At 62.0% G+C, this 26036-nt stretch carries 19 protein-coding genes; 11 read left to right on the top strand and 8 right to left on the bottom strand.

The features are described 5' to 3' along the window. Positions 1–4 precede the first annotated feature (4 nt). The 5 genes from QMG52_RS08050 (at position 5) to QMG52_RS08030 (ending at position 4653) form a co-directional block, all read left to right on the top strand. Positions 5–634 carry a plasmid mobilization protein gene (locus tag QMG52_RS08050; RefSeq protein WP_283559899.1) on the top strand — a complete coding sequence of 210 codons (630 nt, stop codon included), beginning with the start codon at positions 5–7 and terminating at the stop codon, positions 632–634. Next, positions 631–1836: a relaxase/mobilization nuclease domain-containing protein gene (locus QMG52_RS08045; RefSeq protein ID WP_283559898.1), complete on the top strand. Its 1206-nt coding sequence runs from the start codon at positions 631–633 to the stop codon at positions 1834–1836. Before QMG52_RS08050 ends, QMG52_RS08045 begins: the two co-directional genes overlap by 4 nt. Then, entirely contained in the window at positions 1820–2335 is a 516-nt protein-coding gene (locus tag QMG52_RS08040) for a hypothetical protein (protein WP_283559897.1), read from the top strand. The genes QMG52_RS08045 and QMG52_RS08040 overlap by 17 nt, the downstream gene beginning before the upstream one ends. 376 nt (positions 2336–2711) lie before the next feature. Continuing rightward, positions 2712–4043, top strand: coding sequence for a flotillin family protein (locus QMG52_RS08035; RefSeq protein ID WP_283559896.1), 1332 nt, complete (start codon positions 2712–2714; stop codon positions 4041–4043). 25 nt (positions 4044–4068) lie between these two features. Beyond that, a complete protein-coding gene (locus QMG52_RS08030; RefSeq protein ID WP_283559895.1) occupies positions 4069–4653 on the top strand; it encodes a recombinase family protein in 585 nt (194 codons plus the stop codon). Positions 4654–4867: 214 nt separating this feature from the next. On the opposite strand, the gene QMG52_RS08025 is transcribed toward QMG52_RS08030, so the two are convergent. Further along, positions 4868–5401 (bottom strand): hypothetical protein, encoded by a 534-nt coding sequence (locus QMG52_RS08025; RefSeq protein WP_283559894.1) that lies wholly within the window; start codon positions 5399–5401, stop codon positions 4868–4870. Positions 5402–5723: 322 nt separating this feature from the next. Beyond that, entirely contained in the window at positions 5724–6791 is a 1068-nt protein-coding gene (locus QMG52_RS08020; RefSeq protein ID WP_283559893.1) for a hypothetical protein, read from the bottom strand. Positions 6792–7093: 302 nt separating this feature from the next. On the opposite strand from QMG52_RS08020, the gene QMG52_RS08015 reads away from it, so the two are divergent. Genes QMG52_RS08015 through QMG52_RS08005 form a run of 3 tightly spaced genes read left to right on the top strand, consistent with a single transcriptional unit; the run spans position 7094 to position 12959 of the window. After that, on the top strand, positions 7094–9790 hold the full coding sequence (locus QMG52_RS08015) for a DNA methyltransferase (RefSeq protein WP_283559892.1): 2697 nt from the start codon (positions 7094–7096) through the stop codon (positions 9788–9790). Between the two features lie 14 nt (positions 9791–9804). Continuing rightward, positions 9805–11769: a DEAD/DEAH box helicase gene (locus tag QMG52_RS08010; protein ID WP_283559891.1), complete on the top strand. Its 1965-nt coding sequence runs from the start codon at positions 9805–9807 to the stop codon at positions 11767–11769. After that, positions 11766–12959, top strand: a complete 1194-nt coding sequence (locus tag QMG52_RS08005; protein ID WP_283559890.1) for a GIY-YIG nuclease family protein — start codon at positions 11766–11768, stop codon at positions 12957–12959. Before QMG52_RS08010 ends, QMG52_RS08005 begins: the two co-directional genes overlap by 4 nt. Positions 12960–13060: 101 nt before the next feature. On the opposite strand, the gene QMG52_RS08000 is transcribed toward QMG52_RS08005, so the two are convergent. The 3 genes from QMG52_RS08000 to ychF all read right to left on the bottom strand — a co-directional run bounded on the left by QMG52_RS08000 (position 13061) and on the right by ychF (position 19477). After that, a complete protein-coding gene (locus QMG52_RS08000; RefSeq protein ID WP_283559889.1) occupies positions 13061–14548 on the bottom strand; it encodes an ApeA N-terminal domain 1-containing protein in 1488 nt (495 codons plus the stop codon). 23 nt (positions 14549–14571) lie between these two features. Next, entirely contained in the window at positions 14572–18246 is a 3675-nt protein-coding gene (locus QMG52_RS07995; RefSeq protein WP_502920468.1) for a YobI family P-loop NTPase, read from the bottom strand. 121 nt (positions 18247–18367) lie between these two features. Then, positions 18368–19477 (bottom strand): redox-regulated ATPase YchF, encoded by a 1110-nt coding sequence (gene ychF, locus QMG52_RS07990; protein ID WP_283559887.1) that lies wholly within the window; start codon positions 19475–19477, stop codon positions 18368–18370. Between the two features lie 176 nt (positions 19478–19653). Between ychF and QMG52_RS07985 the strand changes: the two genes are divergently transcribed. After that, complete coding sequence (locus QMG52_RS07985; protein ID WP_283559886.1) at positions 19654–20883, top strand: DNA recombination protein RmuC; 1230 nt, start codon at positions 19654–19656, stop codon at positions 20881–20883. A gap of 111 nt (positions 20884–20994) precedes the next feature. Here QMG52_RS07985 and QMG52_RS07980 read toward each other — a convergent pair whose 3' ends face one another. Further along, complete coding sequence (locus QMG52_RS07980; protein WP_283559885.1) at positions 20995–22080, bottom strand: 4-hydroxy-3-methylbut-2-enyl diphosphate reductase; 1086 nt, start codon at positions 22078–22080, stop codon at positions 20995–20997. A gap of 138 nt (positions 22081–22218) precedes the next feature. Next, a complete protein-coding gene (locus QMG52_RS07975) occupies positions 22219–23055 on the bottom strand; it encodes a hypothetical protein (RefSeq protein WP_283559884.1) in 837 nt (278 codons plus the stop codon). A gap of 258 nt (positions 23056–23313) precedes the next feature. Between QMG52_RS07975 and xseA the strand changes: the two genes are divergently transcribed. Both xseA and QMG52_RS07965 read left to right on the top strand, forming a co-directional pair. Beyond that, a complete protein-coding gene (xseA, locus tag QMG52_RS07970; RefSeq protein ID WP_283559924.1) occupies positions 23314–24561 on the top strand; it encodes an exodeoxyribonuclease VII large subunit in 1248 nt (415 codons plus the stop codon). Positions 24562–24635: 74 nt separating this feature from the next. Continuing rightward, positions 24636–24938 carry an exodeoxyribonuclease VII small subunit gene (locus QMG52_RS07965; protein WP_283559923.1) on the top strand — a complete coding sequence of 101 codons (303 nt, stop codon included), beginning with the start codon at positions 24636–24638 and terminating at the stop codon, positions 24936–24938. A gap of 182 nt (positions 24939–25120) precedes the next feature. Here QMG52_RS07965 and QMG52_RS07960 read toward each other — a convergent pair whose 3' ends face one another. Further along, positions 25121–25987, bottom strand: coding sequence for a PPK2 family polyphosphate kinase (locus QMG52_RS07960; protein ID WP_283559883.1), 867 nt, complete (start codon positions 25985–25987; stop codon positions 25121–25123). Positions 25988–26036 lie beyond the last annotated feature (49 nt).

Genomic DNA, 26036 nt, shown 5'->3' with positions numbered 1-26036 from the left:
TCGAATGACTGGCGGACGCCTGGAAGCCAGGCTGTTCGTAGAGGAGCAGCTTGCCCTCCTCAAGAGTGAGTTCCCGGAGCGTTCCCCTGACGCTCCCAACGACCGCGAAGCGGTTCTCCCCATCCCCTCGCCCGCAGGGAGCGAAGCGACCGAGGACGAGGGCCAGCGGTATTTGGAAGACATGAGCGCCAGCGAAATGTCCGACAAAGACCCTGCTGGCCTGCATCCCTTGTCCCTCCCGCGTAGGCACAGCCGTACGTCCAATGAGACCACCCGTGAGCGTCGCCGGGTCTCGTTGGACGTACGGCTCACGGAGACGGAGCGCGAAGCGATCCGTCTCCGTGCCCACGTGCTCGGCGTCAAGCCGAGTGCGTGGGTGCGCGGGGTCGTCCTTGACGCTCTCGACGCCCGCAGGGATGAGGTTTCACGGATGCATCTCGCGGCCCAAGGGTCCCCTCAGCCGGAGCTAGTGACGGCTGTGGAACAGCTCCGCAGGGTCGGTCAGAATCTCAATCAGGTCCTCCGGGCTGTCCACTCTGGAGACGTCCCGGCGGTCGATGAGGCTTTGCTCCGCCAGGTGCGGGTCGCGGTCAATGACGTGCGCACTTCCCTCGGGGATCGGACGGCGTCATGAGCACGGTCAATGTCCGGTCTTCCCGTGATGCCGCAGGGGCCGTGAACTACGTCCTCTTCGGGAACTCGAGGGAGCGGCGTGCCGAACTCATCGAAACCGGTCAGACCCGTGCGGCGGCGTTCGCGATCTCTGTCGCTGGCGACCACGGAGCTGCTCCGGCCGCGTTCATCGAACGAACCGAGATGATGGCCGCAGTTCATGGCCGCAAGGTCGAGCTCCAGTCCTATGTCCTCGCATTCGCTCCCGACGAGTTCGATGTCACCGACCCGGACGATCTGAAACGTGTTCTGGACGTCGCGGTCAAGCTCGCTGAGCGGATGCATACCGCTGACTACCTCATCGTGGTGCACGCGGATTCAGCAGGTGGTCACGGGCATGCGCACATTCTCGTGGCCAATCACGACAACCTCACGGGTAGGTCTATCCAGCGCTACACCAGTTGGAAGCACGGGCTGCGCCAGCTGAACGACGATCTCATGCGCGATGAGGGGCTGCGAGTGCTTCCCGACCCCGAGCAGCCCAAACCCGACTGGGAGCTCCGGCGCGAGGCCTTCACGCCCGGAGGGTTCGAACAGACCCTCGGCGACAAGGTCTACATCGCCCTTTCCGACCCCCGCTCGGTCGATCAACAGGCATTTGAGCAGGTGCTCGAAGAGCACGGCATCACGCTCGCCGTCACCCATCGCGACGGGTGGAGCTATAAGACGCGGCGCTCCGGCAACGGGAAGCTCGGGCGCAAGAAGGCCTCGGCACTTACGCCGGAGTTCACCGCCGGAGGGGCCGCCGGCATCTTCGACATCCACCAGCAGAACCAACAGAAGGGCACCACTCATGGGACTCGCGGATCAGCTCCGTCAGGAGCAGCAGAACTCGACACCGTCGACTCCGTCGGAGCCGTCGAACGCAGAAGTCATCGCCGCGGTGAACGCGCAGACGAAGGCCGTGAACGGGCTGAAGGCGTATCTGCAGACCGTCATCGAGGAGACGGTCAGGGACGAACTGCGGAAGGCCCTGCCGCTGACCTCACAGCCCTCCGCCAGCATGTCGCGGCCGATCGCGAGCATCGAGAACAGGTTGAGCGAGATCGAGAAGACGCTCATCGACTTCTCGCGCAGTCTCGACGGAAAGAACTTCAGCGCCGCCTCGAAGAGCTTGATCCTCGAGACGCAGAGGAACCGGCAGGGCATGATATCGGCGATTGAAAGGCTCCAGCTGCAGGCTGACGAGAACAGGGCTTTCACCAGCAATGCCGGAGTGGCTCTGCAGCGCATGGAAAAGCGCGCCAGCCAGCAGATTGAAAAGGCAGTCGGCGAGATCGCCGGCGAAGCGTCCCAGGTCATCACTGCCAGCCTGGCCGCTGCGAATGAACGAGCCGAGCTGATCATGGCAGGCACCGCCAGACTGGCCGATCGCCAGCTCTGGTCGGCGGCTGCCTCGATGTTCCTGACACTCCTTCCAGTGGCAACCGTCGTCGCTGGGTTCTGGATGGTCAGCGCCGGCCTCTTCGCGGGGGTGCAGTGGGCTACTGACGTAGACGGCAGCGTATGGCTCGGAATCGGACGCTGGCTGGCCATGGTCAGCGGTCTCTGCGTGGTTACCTATGGTCTCTTCGCTGGAGCCAAATGGACCACTTCCTTGGTCGCTACATGGAAGGGCGCCGGGATGCCGCAGTGGCCCCGATGGCGGAAGGAGAAGCGATGACATGTAGCACGGAACCCATCCCGGAGAAGAGTGCGGGAGGCAGCTCCGAAAGCAACGCACCAAAAGTGAGTACGTTTCACCTTCTGCACTCCATCAAGCGGCGCAATCATGCGGATCTGCACGTACGCCCTCGTACCCGGCTTGATTTGGCTGCTGAAAAAGTGAGTACCCGTGGACCTCCTACTTCTCAGTATTTCTGCGCTTCTCCTCTTCATATCTGCACTCACTTTCGCCACAAGAAAATGAGTACGAGCTCCAGAAAAGTGAGTACGTCAAGGAAAAGTGAGTACGCCCCAGCGGGACTCTCTACCAACATCACCGGCATAACGAGGAAACCCCCGGCGGCAACCGGGGGTTTCAGAAAGGACATCAGCACATGTCCAAGAACACCTCCCACCTTATCGCGCTAGAGCCTCGCCGCCCCCGTGGCTGGTCCATCGTCTCCAACGCCTTGACCCGCGGGATGATCGAAGAGTTCGTCGCGGCCCACCCGAGGGACCGGTCACACGGCGCAATTCACGACCGCGACCCGGGTAGGGCGGTACACGGCCACATCTTCTTCTACTCGACCACCCAACGCACCGCTGCGGCGATGCAGCGCAAGTTCTCGGTGCCGGTTATCGTCAAGCCCTTCATCGCCCACCCGGGCGAGCCCGGCGCCGACCGCGGCAAGTTCGCGATGGCGCGGGGCGCCCGGTACAACACCCATGAGCACCCTGACCAGCAGGCGCTCGGCAAGGCCCGGTACGGCGACGACGAAATGATCGCGACACCGGGTTGGAATTGGCGCGCAGAGGTGGATGCGCTCAATGCCCGCGAAGGCGTCGATCCTGGGCGTCCGGCACGTCTCACTCTGATTGAACGCTTCTCTCAGCGCGTGCTCGCTGGCGAACTGACGGCCCGCGACGTGCATCATCAGAACAAGAAGATCTACTTGACCAAAAGTCAGGGCTACTGGAACGGGCTGGAGCGCCAGGCTGCCGAGTGGAAGCGCCAGGACGCCGAGGCCGCCGAGCGCAGCGCCCACGAGGAACGCCGGCACGCCACAGATACGGAACAGGCCGAGCGGGAGCGTCTCGCCGGAGAACAGGCCGAGCGAGAGCGCCTGGCCGTTGTTGAGCGGGAGACCGTGGAGCGAGCAGAACGCGAAGCAGGGGCACGTCAGCTGGCCGAGGAACGTGCAGTTCGCGAAGCCGAACTCAGGGCAGAGAAGGCCACACCCGAGTACCAGGAGCGTGTTGCCACCGAACAGGCCGAAAGCGAGCGTGTCGATTTGATCGACATGATCGCTATGTGGGAAGAGGTCAAGGGCTCTCGTTCTGCTCGCGATTCCCACGCGACCAGGTATGCAGCAGAACTTGGCCTGACTTCTTCCGAGCATGTCCGCGAGGACGGAAAACTGACTCATCTGGGTGCTGTGCTGGCCTATGCTTACGCCGCACTTGACCTTGAACCTGACGACGCCGACATCGACGAAATCATGCCGGGGATTCGTGAGGAGATCATGTTGCACCACCAGGAAACGTCGTCTGCTGGCCGGCAGCTCGCCGGCTCCGAATTTCACACAGCAGATGGGGACCAGCAAGCTTTCGAGAAGGCCCTGAGTCTGCGAGCGATGTACTCCGGCTACCCCGATCTCATCACCCTTCCGTCGCCGCGTTCCGACATCAAGAAAGCCTGGCGCGACCTGCTCCTGGCAGCGTCCTGACCCACATTTCCAGAAGGGAATCACCATGAAGTACGGCTACACCCGCACGTCGACGAAGGACAAGCAGGACGACGACCTCCAGCGTCGGGCGCTGATCGACGTCGGCGTCAGTGCTACCCATATATTCTCCGACCAGGTCTCCGGTTCCAAGGAAGCCAAGACCCGCATGGGATGGACCAACCTCGACGGTCGGCTCTGTGCGGGTGACGAGCTCGTCGTCTGGCGCATCGACCGCATCGGGCGTTCGATGATCGACGTCATCACCACGGTCAAGGACCTTCTCGACCGGGGAATCGAGGTGAGATCGCTGTCCGACGGCATCGACCCGTCCGCTCGTGAGGGCCGTCTGATGCTCAACCTCATGGCGACCTTCGCCGAGTACGAACGGGAGCTCATCCAGGAGCGCGTCCAGGCCGGCGTCGATGCAGCAAAGGCCCGGGGCGTAAAGTTCGGGCGCCCTACCCCTGATGCGAAGAAGGTCGCCCTGAACCTCCGGACGGTGCAGCATCTCATCGAATCCGAGGGGCTCGGCGTTGTCGACGCTACGAGAACCGTCGGGTGGTCGAAAGCAACCTACTACCGGCACCGTTCGGCCGCCGGAGTCTCATAAACCCCAACCTGAGGTTGGGACTTCTGAGACAACGTATTGAGACCCGTTCATCAGCACCTGCCGGTGAACGGGTCTCATCTCATTTAGGAGATGTCTACGAGACAGCAGAATCGAAGCCCCCGACAGCAAAGAGGGCGACCTCGTGGTGTCCCTCTTTTGCTGTCGAGACCGTGGGGGCCCCAATATACCGATGCTTGTCACCTAACTGTGATGCTTAAACGCGGGGCTCCAGCGAAGCAGAGACGACGGACGCCCGAGTTGCTTCGGCCTTTGATGCAGCCTCCTCCGGCCCCCCGCCGTCCGCTGAGTCATCGGCGCTCTTTGCCTTACCCGAACTATTCGGCGCACAAATGTCGGCAACCACGGAATAGACGACACCCACAAGACTCAACAGGACCGTAAGGTGAATCTTCGGACTGGTTGCATAGATCCCCCAGAGAATGCCACCACTGAGTACAAACGCGAGCACCCTGATCAGCCAGCGCTCTACAGGCAAAAATTGGCTGGCTATGGCAAGGAAACTTGTTAGGAAGAGGGAAGGACCCAGAGCAATCACGCCGTAGGACCATTCCTCCCAGCGAGCCGCTCCTGCCATATCGTGACGGTCGAGGGCATCGTCCGCCAATCCCAAAAATACGAAGGGCAACACAAAGGTTGCAATCACCGCCGCAACAAGCAGCACTACTGTTCCCGCAGTCTTCCACGCGCGCCACTTTTGGTTAGTGTTGGTTCTGTCAGTTTCTTGCACGGCTCTCCCCAATATGGTGTATTCCCTTGTGTCACACGCCGGGCTTGGCGGGGGCCGCTGCAGAATATCAGCCCTTTGACTGAGCATATAACGGACCTTTCACGAATGTGCAGGCAACGATGCCTTCAGGAAAAGAAGCCCAATGCGAGATCAGTGACGGCGCGATTGGAAATTTTCAGATTCGTCTTGGTCGACTTTCGAGGGAGCGCCGATGCAGGCCCATCGAGAGGGTGGCTGCAACAAGTCCAAACCAGGTTGTTTGGATCCCTGGGCGCCCTTTCGGGGTGCCATGCAACCGATCAACGGCACCAGTCGAGCATCACTAAATGCCGTTTTCTTGTGCGTTGATAGATAAAGCATGCTCAATACGATCTGCGGTACTCTTAGCGCGGTCGCCGTCCACCAGCACCGTCGCTGCAAAGGGAAATGGAGCGTCGGCGCGAACCCGTTCCAAGATGTCAACGAAGCGCGAGTCGGCGGTTAGGAACAGGTCACAGTCAATCAAGTAGGACGAGTGCTGAGCGTCCGCCGGATTGCCGGAGCCGACTCTGCCTGTCCACTGCACCACATCGACTGCCCAGTTCAGCCAATTACGAGGGACATCAGCGATGTGTGCCTCCTCAAGCCACATCTGCACGAAGCTCTTCGGATTAGATCTCAGCTTCCCCAGGTCAACCCAAGGCTCGATCCAGTCGGTCATCGTCCGGTCCTCGCCCGTGATGCCGGCCCGAGGCCCAACTACCGCCAGCTGGTGCCAAGCTAACTGCGCGAGATTGAGACGCCACAGGTCCCTGCGTGAGCCGTCCCAACCGGGCAGGTCCCCCCGAGGGGAGGCTTTGCCTGGCCCGAAATCTTCATCCTGTCCTGCCAGCTGTGTGAGGTCGTCCAATTTGAACTTCGTGCGCAGCAGCTCTGTGCGGTTGTGCTTCTGTCGTTGGACCACTTGTTTCCTCATCGGCAACTGCCCTCGTTGATACTCGTGCATTGCCGACGAGTCCTTCAGGGCCTGCCTCCAAACCTTTTTCAACCAAAAGGTTCGAAGACTTGCCACGCGAGCATGATTAGGGATCTGGAGAAGCCATTCAGGACGAGTTCGGCTGATAAGCGCAACGACTTCCTCAGCGAACAAATCTGCCTCGGTGCGAACGCGCGTTCTCCTGGAACCTTTAGCAAGGCCAGAGACAATTCTCTTGCGGACGTCCTCGTGCGGGATCTCAACGATCTCCAGCAGCGTGCTGGGCAGTACCTGAACCTGCAGGTCCAGCTCTCTGACGAGCGTCTCTAACCGGGGTAGCGACCCATCATCCAGCGAGGACCACAAATTCGTATCAAGGAGCACCCGCACACCCTGAGTATCCTTCAGCTCTCCACTTGAACCAATCTGCGTCATGGCCAAAGCATATGGGCTTGTCCCTTCGCACTGGACCTTATCTATCTCTCGGACGTTGATGGATGGGTTATGGGCACTGATGCTGCCCTCGTTCCGCTCGACGATAGGGGTGCGTCGGTGCGACCGGACAGTCCCCGATAAGATCACGGGGGGGCAGTGCGCTCCTGCGCGGCCGAAGTTAGGAGTATGAACGTGTTTGAACCATGGTCGTCTGAGGACGGTACTTCTGCCTGCCCCGGACGCAAGCGCACAATCACGAAGGGCCTAGCGGCCCGGGATGGGATCGCGAAGGACACTCGTCCGTGGTGAAGCTCAACCTGAAAGCCGTCGAGGAACGCGTTGCCCCACTCGGAGGCCGTGAATCCTACGACCGCGAGTTCGTTTTCAGCCTTTTGCTGGCCTACGGCAAGCCCCAAGGCAACGTGACCAGATTGCGCAATGGCTCACTCAACGTTGCCCATGACCCGTCCACTGAGGTCGCGCAGAAGAACGTCGTCTACTTCAAGGAGACGACCGGTGATCCTCTCGCCGTCATCGACGAACTGAAAACTTCATCGTTGGTCGTCCGGTACAACACTCGCTTCGTGATCGTCACCGATTACACGGAATTGCTGGCCGTCGACACGAAGACCGGCGAGAACCTGATGATCCCGATCCGGGACATCAACCAGCACTTCACCTTCTTCCTGCCCTGGGCCGGCATGGAGAAGGCGCAGTACGTCGCTGAGGCGCACGCAGACGTCAAGGCTGCCGAGAGAATGGGCAAACTGTTCGATGAGTTGCTGGCGGCGAACCCCGGAATGTTCGACATGGCGCACGGGCGTCATGCGCTCAATGTGTTCTTCACCCGGCTCCTGTTCTGCTTCTTCGCTGAAGACACCGGCATCTTCGAGGAGGGTGGGTTCACCAACGCTGTCGGCTCGCATACTCAGCCCGACGGTTCTGACGTCGCTGAGTTCCTCACGGAGGTCTTCAAGGCGCTCGATACTAAAGACGCCGAAGCGAAACCCGTCCACCTGGCGCGGTTCCCGTACGTCAACGGCCGACTGTTCACGGTCGCACCCGAGCACGTGGTGCCGCAGTTCACGAAGAAGGCCCGCGACCTGCTGATCGAATCAGGAACACTAATTTGGCGCGACATCAACCCCGACATCTTCGGGTCGATGTTCCAGGCAATCGTCACTCCAGGTAAGCGCTCAGATCTCGGTCAGCATTACACGTCGGTGCCGAATATCCTCAAGACCATCGAGCCGTTGTTCTTAGACGCGCTTAAAGAAGAACTCGATGCGTCTTTCGACTCAGTCAAGAAGCTTGAAGCACTTCTCGAGAGAATCAGCGCGATCAAGGTCTTTGATCCCGCGTGTGGGTCCGGAAACTTCCTCATCATTGCGTACAAGGAACTGCGTCGGCTGGAACACGCGATCCTGGAGCGACTGTTCGAGATCGATCCGAAGCACCAGATGCTCTATGCCGAGTCGAAGATCAACATCGAACACTTCTATGGACTCGAGATCGACGATTTTGCCGTCGAGGTGGCGATCCTCTCCCTCTGGATCGCCAAGCACCAAATGAACGCTGAGTTCAAGGAGAAGTTCAATCTCTCCATCCCGCTGATCCCGCTGAAGGAGACAGGCCAGATCCGGGCGGGCAACGCCACACGCGTCGATTGGAACAGCGTGTGCCCGAACGACGGTACCGAGGAGATCTATCTCATCGGTAACCCGCCGTACAAGGGCGGGAAGTCACAGAATAAGGAGATGAAGGCGGACTATCCGTTCGTATTCGGGAACCGACCCCATTCCAAAGACCTCGATTACATCGCGCTGTGGTTCGTTAAAGGTGCAGACTACATCGAAGGCACTCGCGCCGAACTCGCTTTCGTCACCACCAACTCGGTTTCTCAAGGCGAACACGTCGGCCTAATGTTCCCGATGATCTTCAAAAAAGGCATCGAGATCGGTTATGCCTACACCTCGTTCAAATGGGAAAACAATGCCAAGCGCAATGCAGGAGTTACAGTTGTCGTGATTGGGCTCCGCGTAGCTAACGCCGCGCCCAAATATATCTACTCCGACGGCTTGCAGATCGAGGCCAAGAATATAAACGGGTACCTCGCCGATGCACCATCTGTCTTCATCTACAGACGGACGAAGGCGCTCGCTTCGTCTTTACCTCGCATGGTTCTTGGTTCGATGCCAAAAGACGGTGGGTATCTCCTTCTTGAGCCGATCGAGCGCAACAACCTTCTGGCGATCAATCCCGAAGCCAGTCGATTCATCAAACGTTATGTCGGCTCTGCCGAGTTCATCAACGACATCGAGCGATACTGTCTTTGGATCACCGACGACGATTTGCCAGATGCGCGTGCTATGCCGTCAATAGCGGCGCGCCTTGATTCAGTGGCGCAGTGGCGCAGCGAAAGTGTAGCGGGCACGACTGCGAGCTTTGCAGCCCATCCGAATCGTTTCAAGCAAATTGCGTTCAAACCTACTGAATCTGTCATTGTTCCAAGTATTTCTTCATCACGCAGGGAATATATCCCAACGGGGTATCTCGATCGGGACACCGTCATATCCAGCAAGGGATTTGCTGTATACGACGCTGATCCATGGGTATTTGCGATTCTGACATCACAGATGCACATGGCTTGGGTAAATGCGGTCTCCGGCCGTATGCGCCTGGACTACCAGTACGGCGCGTACATCGTCTACAACAACTTCCCTGTTCCAGCACTCATCGACGCACTGAAGGAGAGACTGACGGTCGCTGCGCTGCGGGTGCTCGACGTGCGTGAGTATCACTGCGAGCGAACCCTGGCGGAACTCTACGACCCCGATCTGATGCCTGCCGACCTGCGGCAGGCACACGCCGAGGTGGATGCATTGGTTGATTCGATCTATTCCAAGCGGTACTACGAAACCGATGAGCAGAGATTGTCAGACCTCTTTGCCATATATGAGGAAATGACAGCAGCAGAGTCTGCAAAGGGGACTAAGTAGAAGTGAACAAGCCGATGAACATCGTTGATGTGACATACGCCCGCACCCGCGCTTCGGTGAACACCGATGCGATGGGTATGCGGGAGATGCAGCAGCGAGTCTTTGCCAAGCGAGATGCGCAGCACCTGTTGGTCAAGGCACCGCCCGCTTCGGGCAAATCTCGTGCGCTGATGTTCGTTGCGCTGGACAAGCTCTACAACCAGGGTCGGAAGAAAGTCATCGTCGCCGTGCCCGAGCGTTCGATCGGGGCCTCCTTCTCCTCAACGAAGCTCACCTCGAACGGGTTCTTCGCAGACTGGGAAATCAAAGACGAACACAACCTCTGCGACCCCGGTTCCTCTCAGGGCAAGGTCGGAGCGTTCATCGATTTTCTTGGAGGCCCCGACGCCACGCTGGTCTGCACGCATGCGACGCTGCGGTTTGCATTTGAGAAGCTCGCACCGGAAGCGTTCAACGGCACTGTGCTGGCGATCGATGAGTTCCACCATGTCTCAGCGGACACGGAAGCCAACCGGTTGGGTGCGCTCCTGAGGGACGTCATGAACGGCTCGGACGTGCACATCGTTGCTATGACCGGTTCGTATTTCCGCGGCGACTCAGTGCCTGTGCTGTCTGCGGAGGATGAGGCCCGGTTCACGCCGGTCACGTTCAACTACTACGACCAGCTCAACGGCTACGAGTACTTGCACTCGCTCGGCATCGGGCACCACTTTTACCAGGGCCGCTATACCGATGCGATCGGCGAAGTCCTGTACCTGGACAAGAAGACGATCGTTCATATTCCGAACGTCAACTCGGGCGAGTCCACCAAGGACAAGATCGAAGAAGTCGGGTTCATTATCGACGCGATCGGCCACGTCGAAGGCACCGACCCCGAGACCGGAATCATCAGCATTCGCCACAAAGACACCGCTGAAATTCTTCGCGTAGCCGACCTCGTGGATGACACTGACCAGAAAAAACGTGCTGACACGCTCCACTATCTCTCCCATGTCGCCTCCAAAGAGCGCGACGCTGTGGACATCATCATCGCCCTGGGCATGGCCAAGGAGGGCTTCGACTGGCCTTTTGCCGAGCACGCCCTGACCGTCGGTTACCGTGCTTCACTGACCGAGGTCATCCAGATCATCGGTCGCGTCACACGCGACAGCCCCGGCAAGGAGCATGCCCAGTTCACGAACCTGATTGCTGAGCCCGACGCCACTCAGGGTGAGGTGAAGGTCTCGGTGAACAACATGCTGAAGGCCATCACTGCGTCGTTGCTGATGGAGCAGGTGCTCGCACAGAACTTCACCTTCAAAACAAAGAGGTTTGACGGGGACGACTCGAAGATCCCCGGTCAGCTGAAGATCAAGGGCTTCAAGGAGCCCTCGACGGAGCGTGTCAAGCAGATCGTCGAGACGGACCTGAACGACCTGAAAGCTACGATCTTGCAAGACGACACCTTCGCACGCGCAGCAGCGGGCTCGATTGACGCAGAGACCGCCAACAAGGTCCTGATCCCGAAGATCATCCGGGATAAGTATCCGGACCTCACCGACTCGCAGGTCGAGGAGGTGCGGCAGCAGGTCGTCGTGGACTCCGTGATCAAAAACGGTGAGGTGCGCGAAGTCGGAGACAAACGGTTCATCAAGATGGCCGAGAAGTTCGTCAACATCGACGAGCTCACCATCAACCTCATCGACTCGGTGAATCCCTTCCAGCGAGCCTTCGAGGTTATGTCCAAGTCGGTGACTCCCTCAGTACTCCGGATCATCCAGGACCAGATCACGGCCGCCCGCGTCGAGTTCACCGAGGAAGAGGCACTAGCTCTCGTTCCCCGGATCAAGAACTGGATCAAGGTCAACGGTCGGCGACCGGACTCGCGGGCAGAGGACCCGGCCGAGAAACGGTACGCGGACGCGCTGCTGTGGCTCCAGCGGGCCAAGCAGAAGCTCGAAGCCCAAAAGCGCGCGACTGAAATGGTGACGGACGAATGAGCGAGAACGACGACATCTTCGAGGCGGCACCGACCTCCCTGCAGGATCTCATCGACAACGACCTCGACGGGCTGCTCGACGCGCCCGAGAAACCCAAGAAGATCACCTCGTCCGACCGGCTCGAGCGTGCGTTCCTGGAGATCGTGGAGTTCCGCCGAACGCACGATCGCCTGCCGAGCTCGGCGACGCGGGAGATCGCCGAGCGAAAGCTCGGGGCCCGTCTTGACGGCATCCTCGCCAACGACGAGAAGATCGCGGCGCTCAGACACCTCGACACGGAGTACGAACTGCTGGCTGTAGAGGCAGCCCCCGAGTCGCTCGACGATCTTCTCAAAAGCGATGACCTGGACGACCTACTGGGCGACGAGAGCGGCATCCTCGACGTGTCGGATCTGCCCGTGATCAAGCGTCCTGAGTCTCCGGACTCGGTCGCTCAGCGGGTGAAGGCCGAGGACTTCGACCTGTTCGAGCCGCTGTTCAAGGCGAAGCACGCCGAGCTGGCCGAGGGCACGTCCAAGCTGGTGCCTTTTACTGGCATGGATCTCATCCGCAAGGGTGCGTTCTTCGTGCTAAACGGCGTCATGTGCTTCGTGGCTGAGGTAGGCGAGGACGTGGACCTGATTGTCGGTGGCAAGCCCAGGCAGAAGCAGCGGCTTCGCCTTGTCTTCGAGAACGGCACTGAGTCGGCGATGTACAAGCAGAGCCTCATGACCCGCATGTACGAGGCGCAGGGACAGGTCCTGGCGCGGACAGGCCACGAAGCCACCGAAATCCTCGACGCCGACGTGGAGAGCGGTCACATCTACGTGCTGCAGTCGCTCAGCGAGGATCCTGTTGTGGCGGGGATGAAGGACCTTCACAAGATCGGCTTCTCCACCACCAAAGTCGAGACCCGCATCAATAACGCGGCGAATTCGCCGACCTACCTGATGGCACCCGTGAAGGTGCTGGCGGACTACCGGCTCTACAACGTGCGTGCGTCGTGGCTGGAGCACCTCTTGCACCGCGTGTTCGCCGAGGTGCGTCTGGACCTGACGCAGGTCGACCGGAAGGGACGCGACTACGACCCCTCGGAGTGGTTCGTGGTGCCGCTGGAGACCATCAACAAGGCCGTCGCAATGATCATGTCCGGCGAGATCACCGACTACGTCTACGACAAGGCGCTGCATCGACTGGTCGAGCGTGCCTGAGCAAGGGGCTCAGTGGGTCGCTGACCCGGCCGGCGTCTACTTCAGCGATCGGTTCAACGTAGACCCTCAGGTGCTCGAGGACTGGGGCGCGCTCGACATGCTCAAGAATCTTCACCGGGGGCGACTAGCCACTCGCGAGCGGCGCTGGCCGTCACCCTGAGCTGCGGGTGGTCCCGCACGATCTCGCGCTGCCGCTCAGCGGGCAGCCCGAGCTCGTGCAGCAAATTGAGGATCACGACCGCCTTGGTCACTTCCACGACAGCGATCAGTTCCTCTATGGAGTGATTCGGTGTCTTTCCTTCGTGCGCAAGGTCGTTGCGGGCTCGAGTCGTCCTCCGGGCCCAATGGTCAACGTCAGGCATGAGCAGCGCGATAGCGTCCTGGTCGGGGCGTGCGGCGAGAGCGTGGAGCCGGTCCCGGAGCGTCGGGTCGTTGCGAATGGCTCTTTTGAACCTGTCTCGGTGCTCTTCAGGTACCTGCTCAAGCATTGCGTCGCGCATCGCCTTGAACTCGTCCGCCGCGAAGGGTTTTTCATCGATGCCGAGACCGCGGTGCAGCACCTCGGCTGCACCGACTGCAGTCAGAAGGTTGTTCTCAACATAGCGGGCCGGCGCGTAGCGGAGACCCAGGATCATGTTGGTTGCCGCATGCAGCCGCGCATGCGCCTTGCACCAGCGCGGGATGACCTCCTCAAACGAGAGAGACGCGCAGGTGAAGAAGACTCGGTGGTGGTCGACGGCCTTGGCGTCGTGCCTGCCGAAGGCAGAGGGCGAGTAGAGCACGTCGGCGTACCGGCGCATTGCGGGACGGTCGTCGCGCGATGCGGAGTCAGACTTAGCCAGCTCCAACCGGAGCCAGATCACACCGGCCGCACGATGCGTCGCGAGGGCGATCAGGTCCTGCACCAGACTCGCCGAGCTCAGCGCCCCGTTCAGCGAAGACGGGGACGCCGGGGCGATCCGCATGAACACAGTGTCGCTCATGCGTCCGACGGTCCCGCCCCTCCGCTGGTCGAAGAAGGGCAGTGTGTGCTGGTGCACAAGGCGAAACTCAGTTCTGTCGACGATGATTGTCTGAGCCTCCACCGGCTTGACGGAGATGCTCCCGCTGCCGTCCGGCTTGCCATTGGGAGCGCTGAGGAAGCCCTCGAACACCGACGACGCGGCCCAGAGCCCGAGGTCTTCGACTGACACCTCGGCCGCGAAGAAAGCCGCGTCGTCCCCACTGATCACGTGCGCCCCGATGAGCGCCGTCGTCGCCACCACGCTCTGCTTGTCGGGGCTCTTCACCCGCGCGGCGATGACCCTCTTGCCACCGTTCGGCACGCAGCCGAGGAGGCTGATCTCGCGCTGTTCGGCCACGCCATGGATCACGTCCCATGTGCGGCTTCCTTCATGTAGCGCGACGAGTCCCGGGGCTACCGCCGACATGATGCGGTCCTCGAACGCGCCGATCAACGAGAGCGTCAGACCGTTGTCCGGCTCGTACCGCAGTACACCGGGGATCTGCTCCCCTGGGGCGTCCGGCAGCCACCAGAGTCCGGCCCATTCGCCGACCTCGTCGAGATTCAACGGGTCACCCATTGCCATGCTCGCGCTTCTCCGCCCGGGTCTCATACAAGATTCCGGACCTTCCTTCCCCGTCCGACGATCTTCTGGACGATCGTGATTCTCCCTGCGGCTTCGAGGCGCTTGAACAGCGTCTCGTTCGACGATCCTGCGGGGAGGTCGAACTCTATCCCGGGACCTGCCGACAGCTTGTCGTAGGGCTGGCCGAGGGACGCGAGGATGCCCGAGAGATCGACCGGGGCGGTGTCTTTAGCGTAGGTCAGCTGACGCAGGACTACGTCCGGGTCCTGTGTGACACGAGCGATACGGCGGATCTCCCCGAGGGGCAGCCAGATCTGGTTGCCGATCGCGAACTGTCCAGCGGCGCGTAGAGCTTTCTTGTCGTCGCCGGGCACATAGTCGTCAAGGCGCTCGACCACGATCCGACGCAGCTCGTCGGGAATCCATGGGCTCTCCACGAACTCGCCGACGAAACCCGCCAAGAGCGCCGGCGTCATGAACTCCGATGCATTCTCCGACACCGCGAAGGCCTCGGAGACCGATTCCCACCCGCACTTCGCGAAATGAGCGAAGGTGTCGAAGGTATCCGGCAGCAGCTTCGCCTCCAGCGCCCTGGCGAGTAGCTGGTCGGGGCTCGGAGTCACCTCAGCGAGCTCAATCGCGGACTCGAGATTCAGCTGCTTGACGAGCTGGACCCGGACCTGCGCCGTCAGATGCGTCGAAGCATCCAGCACGCGGACCGCGAGGACGCCCCGGTCCTGGTCAGCAATCTCCTCGACGTCCCGCAGTTCGACCGGATCGGCTTCGTCCGGGACGAGAAGGCCGGACAGACGTTCGTCGACCCCATGAGCCAGTGCGTAAGCGGACACGTTGGCGACCGTCGGAGCCATGAGGCCCGCATCCACGATCAAGGGCCAGGTCGGCTGCGGGACGTCCTCGATCTCATGGATCGCGGCGAGAGCGGAGCTCCCATCGATGACGTCGCGCAGCTGGTCCTCCGTCCATGAGTCGTGCTGCTCGTTGATGACCTCAACCAGTACGGACTCCATGAGCACGATCGGCTGGGTCGACCCGTTGGCCTCCATTGCGGCGATGTAGTCCTCGATGCGCGTCTTGCAGAACTCCCACACGCTCTGCTTTTTGCGCACCTCATCGAGCGTCGGGGCTACGTCGACCCCGAGTGCCAGCTGCAGGTTTGGCGCGCTGACCTTGTACCTGTGCGCTGCCACGATACGATCCCGGAGCGGGGCGTTGAGATCGCCAAGGTCCGTGACCACCAGCTCCACCGCCTCGAGGATTTCGAAGACCCGCTCAGTCTGTGGTGCGGTCTGACTCTCGCGGACGGCGGTGAGACGCGGATAGGAAGACTCGAGCAGCGCCCGCGAGGAATTGCCGATCTCGTAGGCGTCGGCATGCAGCGCGTTCAGGAGCGCCGCGTCGAACAGCTTCAGCCGTGTCTCTTCGTCCGGGATGCCGGGGTGGCTCGCGACGTACTCGAAGACATCGCGCCACGGGTGCTCCGTTAGCTGTTGGACGAGGAGCTCGCGCGGGGCGTTAGGTGCGTTGAGGAAGGCATCCATGAATGCCTGGACGTCCTTGCCGTCATGCGTGACGACGTACGCGACGAGTTGCTTCGCAACTTCGGGCTTTTCTCTGAGCAAGTAGGACGCGACTTGGAGGTTCAGCGCGCTCACGCTGCTCGTAAAATCGGCCGGGACCTGTTCGAGCAGATTGCTTATGGCGTTCTCAGAGGTGAACTCGTGGTCGAGGTACATCTCGTTCGGCTGGACGCTGTGGTTGTAGAAGAAGGCGACATCGACTCCGACGAAGCTGCCGTAGAAGATCGCGGAGTATTCGGCGTAGTTGCGCGTGATGAAACCCCGCCGCACGAGATCACGCGCCAGCTCCGACTCAAGCACGTCGGTGATGCGCTGATCGAACCCGATTCGCCCCTTCGGTACGCGTTCGTAGCGGGCCAGTCCGGCGAAGTCCGCACCTCGCAACGTCGCGATGTCCTGGTCGTACCGATGGATCAGGCGGGCAAGCTCAACGAGATCAGGATCCAACCATTGCGCGGAATTCATGACCTCTGGGAAGACGCGGCTGATCTGTTCCGCAGAGGGCGTCAGGAGGGTCGAGTTATGCCTCTGGACGATGGAGAAGGACTTCGACTTGGCGACGCCCTCCCAGAACCCCACCCTGTCGACGGCGTCGAACGCGTAATTCTGGCCGTCAACCTTGACCGAGACGTACGGCCAGCCGTTTGACGGAGGGAAGAAGTCCTTGATCTCGCGGAGCCGACTTCCCAGCTTCGCAGCGGTCTCCTCTTTCTGCTCGCGCTGCTCCTCGGTCCTCATCCGCTTGCGCCGCTGCTCCTGCAGACCCTCGATCAGGGTCCTGACGTCGTCGCGATGGAGCCGTTCGAGCTCATCGAGCGTGCTGGTGCGCTGCGAGATGGCCTCGAAGTCAGCGAGGTGGAAGTTCTTGTACGCAACCAGTGCGAAGAGATGGTCCGCCGTCATGCCGGGCGCGGGGGTCCGCGTCCACAGGAGGTGCTCTGCGAACACCACGAACTCATTGCAGATGTTCTTCATCAGGCGCATGTCGGTGGTGTGCCGTGCCACCAGATCAAGAAGCATCCGCGACACGACGTTCTCGGCAAGACCGAGTTTCACCAGCTCCCCGGCGAGGAGGTCACGGGCGTTGCGGTGCGAGATGAACGGCACCATGGGAACGACGATTTCGAAAAACTTGGTCCGGTTCGCCCGCCGGACCGCCTCTGCAGCAATGTCGAGCCGGGGCGTCGCGCTGGCCGTGGGTCTGTCCTGACCGTCACTGGCTTTAGCCTCGCCGTCCTTGGACTTTCCTTCTCCGTCCTTGGATTCCGGCTCCTTTCCGAGCTGCTCGAACAGGCTGTCCTTGATGGCGTAGATGAACCGCAGAGGCTGGTCCCTGGCCTGCCAGTTCGCGGAAGCATTGATGAGGGTGTTCAGTTCGCGGAGCGAGTCGAAGATCTGCGGGTCTTCGAAGCGGTCCAGATCCTCGAAGATCACGTACTTCGGCTTGACGATGTCAAAGAATGCAACGATCTCGTCGAGAAAGCTGTCGAAGTAGGTGGTCGGGCCTTCGCCGAGGGCGATCTTGGTGCCGGCGGTCGTGACTTCCGAGACGATCCGGTCGCCGATGATCCACCGGGCCGCCCACAGGGACGCCAGAACAAGACCGAATAGCATTCCAGCCCGCACGAGGTACCCGGGCAAGTCAGCTACGGCGTCCGGCCAGCCGGGTCCGGAACGCACCCCAAGCACCCACAGAAGCCCCAGGCCCACCACGCTGACAAAGAGGGCATGAAGGAACGCACGGCCCTTGGTCACGGGTTTGGGCCGGGCGAACCTGGATCGACGGATCTTGCCTGGCTTCAGCCGGTAGACGAGCTGCTTGACCAGTTCCTTCTGGATCCGGTTGGTCAGGTCCTCGTCGTCTTTATCCGGGCCAAGGGTATTGATACTGATGCGGACCGTGTCTGTGTCGTGCTTTTCCTGAAAGGAATCCAGCACGCTCGACTTGCCAGCTCCGTAGCGGCCAGTGAGAGCGATGTTGCGGTTCCTCTTGTCGAGGACCGCCTCCTCGAGGTGCCGCACGTAGATCCCGTGCTGGCCCGGTTCGAATTCAGGGGCAAGGGTGCGCAGCGTGAGATGCTGCGCCGGTGCCTCCGGCATGCTCGGACGTTCCTCTGCCAAGGTCCCTCTTCCCCAAAAAAGCTCCGCCGTAATCAGTGCCGAGTGTCAGAGGAGTGGTCGAGCGGACCCTCTGCAACCGGCGTTTCGGTTCGGCTTTAGCCTACTTTTTACCTTGATTCGCAGAGGTTATTCCGTGACGGAACTCCACCACGTCGCCGTCGGCCATCACATACTCTTTGCCTTCGATCCGGACCTTGCCGCGGGACTTGGCCTCCGCCATCGTGCCGGCCGCCATCAGATCGTCGAAGCTGACCACCTCGGCCTTGATGAAGCCGCGCTGGAAGTCCGTATGGATGACCCCGGCGGCCTGCGGCGCCGTGTCACCCCGACGGATGGTCCAGGCGCGCGTCTCTTTGGGGCCGGCCGTCAGATAGGTCTGCAGGCCCAGCGTGTGGAAGCCGACGCGGGCCAGCTGGTCCAGCCCCGATTCCTCCTGCCCGTTCAGCTCCAGCATTTCGCGGGCCTCGGCCTCGTCCAGTTCCACCAGATCCGCTTCCAGCTTGGCGTCCAGGAAAATCGCGTCCGCGGGGGCAACCAGGGCGCGCAGCTCCGTCTGGCGTTCCGGGCTGCCCAGCACCGCGTCGTCGACGTTGAAAACGTAGATGAACGGCTTGGCCGTCAACAGGCTCAGCTCGCTCAGGTATTCCGGCTCCAGCTTGTCGCTGGCGACCGAGGAGAAAATGGTGTCGCCGCGTTCCAGTACGGTCTGCGCCTTTTGAATGGCGGCGAGCTCCGCCGGCTCGCGCTGTTTGAGCTTCACGGCCTTCTCGATACGCGGGATGGCTTTTTCAATGGTCTGCAGATCAGCGAGAATCAGCTCTGTGTTGATGGTTTCTATGTCCGAGCGGGGATCAACCTTGCCGTCAACATGCACGACGTCGGGGTCATCGAAAACGCGGATCACCTGGGCGATCGCCTCGGCTTCGCGGATGTTGGCCAGAAATTTGTTGCCCAGACCCTCGCCCTCGGAGGCGCCCTTGACGATCCCTGCGATGTCCACAAAGGACACCGTGGCCGGCAGCAGCCGCGCTGAGCTGAAGACCCCGGCGAGCTTTGCCAGCCGCGGATCCGGGAGGCTGACGACGCCGACATTCGGTTCGATCGTCGCGAACGGATAGTTCGCCGCGAGCACGTTGTTGCGCGTCAGCGCGTTGAATAGGGTTGATTTGCCGACGTTGGGCAGTCCGACAATGCCAATAGTAAGAGCCACGGTATGCAATCCTACCGGCAGGGCCCTGGTCACGGCGCCAGTGCCGTCGCGGACACATAGATGAAGCAATTGGCGCCCATGCCGCACGGCGGCCATGGGCGCGAGGTGCGCATGGGCGCGAAGTGCGACATCGATGCTTTTGTGAAACTGTCGGTGCGGCGTGCGAAGGTAATTACATGGATGGATTCGCGGTTTTGCTGGCAGCTTTGATGCTTCTGGTCGGCCTGATGGTCGGAGCCGCCGTCGCGGCTGTGCACTTCCGCCGGCGGCTGGCAGCGTCGGAGGAGGATTTCGACGGCGTGAGCTCGCGGCTGGGGCAGGTCACCGCGGAGCTCGCGGGTGCCGACGCCGAGCGCAGGCTGCTGGGGACGGCGAACCGGGCGTTGGGTGAACGCCAGGCCACTGACGCCTCCGTGCTTAACGCCTTGGGACCGGTGGCGGAGAAGCTCTCGGAGGTGCAGCGGCAGGTGGGGCTGTTGGAGCGGGACCGCGTGGAACAGTACGGTCAGCTGGCCCAGCAGCTTCGGGATGCCAAGGACGCGGATGCGCAGCTGCTGCTGACCACGACGTCACTTGCCTCCGCGCTGAGGTCCAACAGCGCGCGTGGAAAGTGGGGCGAGGTGCAGTTGCGGCGAGTAGTGGAAGCCGCCGGCATGCTGGCGCACGTGGACTTCACCGAGCAGGTCCACACGGCCACCGCGGACGGAATCAGCCGCCCGGACATGGTGGTGCGGCTGCCGGGTAATAAGGAACTGGTCCTGGACGCAAAGGTGCCGCTGTCCGCGTACCTGCAGGCACACGAAAACTCCGGGCTGTCCGGTCCCGCCAGCGGTGCGCACGGATCCGCGGCGGACACCGCCGGCGCAGCGCTCAACTCCGAGGAACTGCTCCTGCGCCATGTCAAGGCACTGAAGGCGCACGTGGACGCACTGGCGGGAAAAAGGTACTGGGAAGCGGGGGCGAACACTCCGGAGCTGGTCATCTGCTTCGTGCCTGCCGAATCGATCCTTTCGTCGGCCCTGCTGACGGATCCGGCGCTGCTGGACTATGCCATCACCCGCAATGTCGTGCTGGCCTCCCCCATCAGCCTGCTCGCCATTCTCAAAGCCGTGGCCTTCAGCTGGCGCCAGGATGTACTGACCGAGAGCGCCAAGGAACTTTTCGAGCTCTCCAGCTCCCTGTATACCCGTCTCGGCACACTCGGCGACAACGTGGGGAAACTCGGCTCTTCGCTTAAGTCCTCAGTGGACCGCTACAACGCGCTGGTGGGAACGCTGGAGGCCCGCGTGCTTCCCACCGCCCGCAAACTGAACTCGCTGGATGCGGACACGCTGGCGGCGCCGTCCCAGGTTGACGTCTCACCGCGCTCGCTCAGCGCCCCCGAACTCACGGCAGACATCCGTTAGCCCACGCAACTTCGGGTCAGCCGGCCCTGCCGCCGTCGTGCCTCAACCCCGTCAACCCAACCAGGCCGCAGCACCTGTACTCAAACCGCGGTCGGCTGCGGGTGCTGCTACCTAATTCGACGGGCGGGTGCCTCTGCCCCCCAGGGCATGGCTGGTGTCGCCGGCGGCCTTCAGGGTGGCGCGCAGTTCCTTCGGCAGGGAGAACAACAGATCCTCTTCGGCCGTCACAATTTCCTCAACGTCCGCATAACCATAGTCAGCCAGCAGGCGCAGCACGTCCTGCACGAGGATCTCGGGCACCGATGCGCCGCTGGTGACACCCACCGTGGCGACGCCCTCGAACCAGCGCTCGTCCACCTCGTTGGCAAAGTCCACCCGGTATGAGGCCAGGGCGCCGTATTCCAAGGCAACCTCCACCAGCCGCACCGAGTTGGAGGAATTTGCCGAGCCGACGACGATCACCAGATCCGCGCGGGGGGAAATGTTTTTGATGGCCACCTGGCGGTTAGTGGTGGCGTAACAGATGTCATCGCTGGGCGGATCCTGCAGCGTGGGGAAACGTTCCTTGAGCAGCCGGACTGTTTCCATCGTCTCGTCCACGCTCAACGTCGTCTGGGACAGCCAGATGACCTTTTCCGGGTCGCGTACCTGGACTTTGTCCACATCATGGGGGCCGTTGACGATCTGGATATGCTCGGGTGCTTCACCGGCGGTGCCCTCGACCTCTTCGTGGCCTTCATGGCCGATCAGCAGGATGTCAAAGTCGTCCTTGGCGAAGCGCACCGCTTCCCGGTGGACTTTCGTCACCAGCGGGCACGTGGCATCAATGGTGCGCAACCCGCGGTCGGCCGCGGAGGCGACGACGGCCGGCGACACACCATGCGCGGAGAAGACCACCAGTGCGCCCTCGGGAACCTCCTCGTTCTCGTCCACAAAAATGGCGCCCTTGGCCTCCAGGGTGCTGACTACGTGCACGTTGTGCACGATCTGCTTGCGCACGTAGACTGGCGGCCCGTAGTGCTCCAGGGCTTTTTCCACCGCTATGACGGCCCTGTCGACGCCTGCACAATAGCCCCGCGGGGCGGCAAGCAGAACCCGCCTGGGACCGTCGACCGGCGAGGCGGCCGCGACTTCTGAAGGCGTTCGCCGTCGGCGCGGAACAATGGGCATCGGGACGGAAACGGCGGTGCTGATCATGCTCCCATTCTACGTGGTGGCCCACAGCGAGCCCTCCGCGAGGCCAAACCCTCGTCCCGTCATCGACCGTTAGCGCCGCGCCGCCGTCGACCTTAACGCCGCATCGCCGTCGACCGTTGGCGCTGCAACACTGCCCGGTCAGCGCCGCGAGAAAATGCGTCCCAGGCCACCGGCCACGACCAGCACCCCGGCCCCGGCGAGCACGATGCCGATCCACTGGCCGAAGCTGGCGATGGAAGCCATGACGAACTGCTGTTTGAAAAGTTCCGCGACGTCATTGCCGCTGGTGCTGGCCAGTACCGTCTCCACGACGCGGTCCATCGCCAGCTTCCATAGGCCAGCGACCACGGCCAGGCCGATCCCCGCGAACAGGATGGTCGTGGAACGCCGCCGCGCAATAACCAGGGCGAGCAGCAGCGCCAGCAGCGCTCCACCGGCCAGCCAGTACCCCAGGGGAGCGAATGTGGCCAATTTGACGATAGCCGTCCGCTGCTCCGGTTGGCCAACCTCGATCAGAACCTGCTCCGGCGCAGTCACCTGGCTGCCGAGTCCCGCCGCGACCTTCAGCTCCACCAGACCCAGCAGCGGGGCAATATCCAGTGTCAACCGGTCCCGCCCGCTGACCTGCTGCCCATCCGACGGGGTGGCCGCAACAGTGAGCCGATGACTGCGGCGGAGGGTCTCCGTCCACGCGGCCGGATACCCCGGGTCCGAGCTGAGGGCGTGCGTCGCCGATTCGATGATGGGTTGAACGAACGCCAACACTCCGGAGTCAAGCTTGAGCTGCGAGGACAATGTCTTCGCGGTCGCATCAGCGAGCGCCTTTTGGAACTTGGCATCGGAGCCCAGCGGTGCGGCCATCGCGACGAAGCCTGATTCCTGCACGACATTCCGGTCAGCCCAGATGGCCGGAACGGACACGGCCGTCAGTGCCAGGGCCAGCAGCACCATAATCGCCGCGAAAAAACTACGCATCTGTCTCCCATGAAGTGACCTGTCAGGCGATAACTGTATCTGCCGCTGCTGCAAAGGGCCGCTTTTCGACGGCGGAGAAGCCGCCCGCGCCGCTGTGGAGGCGACATCGAGGTGCTGTGGATGTGTCGGTGGTCGGGTACATGATGTGGTTAGAGTGGAAATGTGAATGTGGAGGTTAGGCCTGTGACTGAGGATCCGCTGTCCGCCGACAGCAGCTGCGCCGGCAGGACGCCAGCTTTAGGGCGCGGACCCGTGGAGCTGGAGCCCGCCCTGCCCCAGCAGCGGGTGATAGCGGCAACGGCGGGCGAGACGAGCGCCGAAAATCCCTGGCCGCTGCATTTGCTCTCCGAAAAGCTCAAAGCGCATATCGAGCGGGCACCGTCCGCCTGGGTCGAGGGGCAGATCATTGAACTCAACCGCCGGGCCAGCGTCAGTTACGTGACGCTGCGGGACATCGACGCGGAAGTCTCGTTCAGCGTCACGGTTTGGGGCTCCGTCATCGCCGCCATGGAACGCCCGTTGGAGCGGGGCGCTCGGGTGGTCGCCCAGCTGAGGCCGCATTTCTGGGTCAAAACGGGTCGGCTGTCCATGCAGAGCAGTGATATTCGTCCGGTCGGCTTGGGTGATTTACTGGCGAGGATCGAGCAGCTCCGTCAGGCTTTGGCGTCCGAGGGTCTCTTTGCAGCCGAACGGAAAAAGAAGCTGCCGCTGCTGCCGCACTGCATCGGTCTGATCACAGGCCGGAATTCGGACGCCATGAAGGATGTCCTGCGCAATACTTCACTTCGCTGGCCGGCCGTCCAGTTCGAAGTCCGCGAGGTCGCGGTGCAGGGAGTCAACGCCGTCACCCAGGTCAGCGCCGCGCTGGCCGAGCTCGACGCCAATCCGGCCGTTGACATCATCGTGATTGCCCGGGGCGGCGGCTCGCTGGAGGATCTGCTGCCGTTCAGTCATGAAAGCCTGATCCGCGCCGTGGCGGCCGCCCGCACTCCCGTGGTCAGCGCCATCGGCCATGAGGCGGACCGCCCCCTGCTGGACGACATCGCGGACCTTCGGGCATCCACCCCCACCGATGCCGCCAAGAGAATAGTCCCGGACGTTGCCGAGGAGCGCACCCGCGTCCAGCAGGCCCGCGAACGGCTTAATCGAAGAGTCCGTTCGTTGATCGAACGCGAATCGGAGCGCCTGCACCAGCTCCGCACCCGGCCGGTCCTGGCCAACCCTGCTGGTATGGTCATCGTCCGCGCGGAGGACATCAGCCGGCTCCAGTTGCGGTCCCGTGCTGCCATGAATACTGCGCTGGCGCGGCATATGGACAGCATCCTGCATCTTCGGGCCCAGGTCCGGGCACTCTCGCCGCAGAAGACCCTGGACCGCGGCTACGCCGTCGTACAACTGACGGACGGTTCGGTGGTTCGCGCGCCTGAGCAGGTCAGCCCAGGTGCCGCACTGCGGATTCGCGTCGCCGCCGGTGAATTCGCCGCCGCCGCCGCGGAACCGGGCTGATGCGGGCTGATCCCGCTCAGCAGACCTCCCCCACCCGCCGGCCGTATACGGCCATCACCGATGAACGGATCATCATGACTACCGATATCACCAATGGATCATCCCCAGAGCCGAATTCCGAGGTGGCCGCATTGAGCTATGAACAGGCACGCGAGCAGCTCGTCAGCGTCGTCAGCCAGCTCGAAGCCGGCGGTGCCAGCCTGGAAGAATCCTTGGCCCTGTGGGAACGCGGTGAGGCGCTGGCTAAGCGGTGCGAGGAATGGCTTGAGGGCGCTAAAGCCCGGCTCGCCCGCGACGCCGCGGGGTCATTGGGCCGCGCCGACCCCAGCATGGCAGACGCCGGTACTCGGAGTGCGCACGGCGACGACGGCAGGTAACGACCGGCGTCGTCGGCACCACCAGCATCCTGGGCACTTTTCGTCGTGTTCGATGTCCGGCACTGCGTCAACCGACCGCGCTCTCGTCGTTGGCCTGCCCCCGGCTTTGAACGCCGTCGACTCCGGTTCAGGACGCAACGACTTTGCGGCGCTCCCCGGCTTGGGACGCCGTCGCCCTTCGTTTAGGACGCGGCGACTTTGCGGCGCTCCTCGGCCAAATCAAAATCGCCAGTCGGCCAGGTCAGTTCCATGCCCTCCAGCTCGGCCAGGAGGATTTCCTGCACGGCAAGCCTGGCGTACCACTTCTTCCCGGCCGGCACCACGTACCAGGACACGGCCGCGCTGGTCCGCTTGATGACCTCTTGATAGGCCTCCATGTACTGCGGCCAGAATGCCCGCTCAGTGAGGTCATCCACCCGGTACTTCCAGTACTTGGTGGGATCCTGCAGACGCGCCGCGAGCCGCTCCTTCTGCGTGTCCGGGCTGATGTTGAGCATGATTTTGATGATCCGCGTTCCGTCAGCCATCAGCTTGGCCTCAAAATCGTTGATGGCACCGTAGCGTCGGTCGAGCTCTTCCGGAGTGGCCCATTTATGCACCCGGTGGATCAGCACGTCCTCATAGTGCGAACGGTCGAAGACGCCGAGCATCCCTGCGGCAGGTACTTCCTTCTCGATCCGCCAGAGGAAGTCGTGGCGCTTCTCCGCGGGCGTCGGAGCCTTGAATGCCTTAAGCCGCACGCCCTGGGGGTCGACGGAGCCCACCACATGGGAAACAATCCCGCCTTTGCCCGCGGTGTCCATCGCCTGCAGCACCAGCAGCACGGATTTCGCGCCGCCGTACTGGCCCTGCGCAAAGAGCTGCTCCTGCAGCACCGTCAGTTTCCGCGCCCGCGCCGCCAGTATCAGCTGGCCGTCCTTCTTGTTCCCGGTGAATCCGGGTGACGCGTCCGTGGGAGCCTCTGCCAGCTTGAAGCCGGGCCCGGTCTTGAGCAGTTTGGCTGGTTTTTTGTTGAATCCCACTTTGCTTACGACATGTTTCGTGGCCATGGTGCACTTTCCCTTCGGTGCGCAGCTGCCGATTTCCAGGCCTGCGCCG

Source organism: Paenarthrobacter sp. PH39-S1, assembly GCF_030063245.1.
In the GTDB taxonomy this organism is placed as follows: Bacteria; Actinomycetota; Actinomycetes; order Actinomycetales; family Micrococcaceae; genus Arthrobacter_M.
This window is presented reverse-complemented; position numbering and strand designations above follow the sequence as displayed.